The following is a 1577-nucleotide window of genomic DNA, read 5'->3' on the forward strand; positions in this document are numbered from 1 at the left end:
GCCGCTGGTAGTACTGACTCTTTGTATTCTGCTGATTGCAGTTCAAATTGCTCTGTACAAGGAATCGATACCACACGCACCGCTTTGCCTTGCGCTGTTAATTCAGCTGCCGCTTGCATCGCTAATTCAACTTCTGAGCCTGTTGCGATTAAGATAATCTCTGCAGGTGTTTCAGAATCTAATAATACGTAACCACCTTTAGCAACGTCAGCTAATTGCTGTGCATCACGCGCTTGTGGTTTTAGGTTTTGACGACTGAAAATAAGTGATGTTGGTGCATCCACTGATTCAATAGCAAATTTCCAAGCTACAGCAGATTCAACACTGTCACATGGACGCCATGTATTCATGTTCGGTGTTAAACGTAAACTAGCAATTTGCTCTACTGGTTGGTGTGTTGGGCCATCTTCACCTAAACCAATTGAGTCATGCGTAAATACTTGAATCGCACGTTGCTTCATCAATGCTGACATACGCAGTGCGTTACGCGCGTATTCCATGAACATTAAGAAAGTCGCACCGTAAGGAACAAACCCTTTATGCAGTGCGATACCGTTAATGATAGCGGCCATTGCAAACTCACGAACACCGTAGTGTAAGTAGTTACCTGATGCATCATCAGCGGTAATCGCTTTAGTACCAGACCACATGGTTAAGTTAGATGGTGCTAAATCTGCAGAGCCACCTAGTAACTCAGGTAACATTGCGCCGTAAGCTTCGATACAGTTTTGCGATGCTTTACGCGTTGCAATATTCGCTTGGTTTGCTTGTAAGTCTGCAATGTAAGCTGAAGACTTCGCTTCCCACTCAGCAGGTAGTTCGTTATTAACACGGCGTTTATATTCTGCTGCTAACTCAGGGTAAGCCGCTGCATACGCTGCAAATTTCTCATCCCAAGATTGCTCTGCCGCTTGGCCTTGTGCTTTGTTATCCCAACCTGCGTAAACGTCAGCTGGGATTTCAAATGGACCATGCTCCCAACCTAATGCTTTGCGTGTTGCTGCAATTTCATCGTGACCTAATGGAGCACCGTGACAATCGTGTGTGCCTTGCTTAGCAGGAGAGCCAAAGCCGATAATCGTTTTACAACAAATAATCGTTGGTTTAGTGGTTTCTGCTTTAGCAGAAATAATCGCCGCTTTAATTTCTTCTGCATTGTGACCGTCTACTGACAGTACTTGCCACCCGTAAGACTCAAAACGTTTAGGCGTATCATCAGTGAACCAACCTTCTACTTCACCATCGATAGAGATGCCGTTGTCATCCCAGAAGGCAATCAGTTTGCCTAAGCCTAATGTACCCGCTAAAGAACAAGCTTCATGCGAGATACCTTCCATTAAACAACCATCACCTAAGAAAGCGTATGTGTTATGGTCAACAATCTCATGGCCTGCTTGGTTAAATTGTGCCGCTAAAGATTTTTCAGCAATCGCCATGCCCACTGCATTGGTAATACCTTGGCCTAGTGGACCTGTTGTTGTTTCAATACCTGGTGCGTAACCGTACTCTGGGTGACCCGGCGTTTTTGAATGCAGTTGACGGAAGTTTTTAAGGTCTTCGATTGAAAGGTCATAACC

General features: G+C 44.9%; 1 protein-coding gene. It reads right to left on the reverse strand.

Annotated elements, in window-relative coordinates; all coding sequences use genetic code 11:
- Positions 1-1577 (reverse strand): transketolase (gene tkt, locus OW492_RS16890; RefSeq protein WP_290041692.1); only part of this gene is annotated, 1577 nt, incomplete at both ends.

Origin of the sequence: Psychromonas sp. 14N.309.X.WAT.B.A12, from assembly GCF_030397575.1 — a bacterium.
GTDB lineage: Bacteria > Pseudomonadota > Gammaproteobacteria > Enterobacterales > Psychromonadaceae > Psychromonas.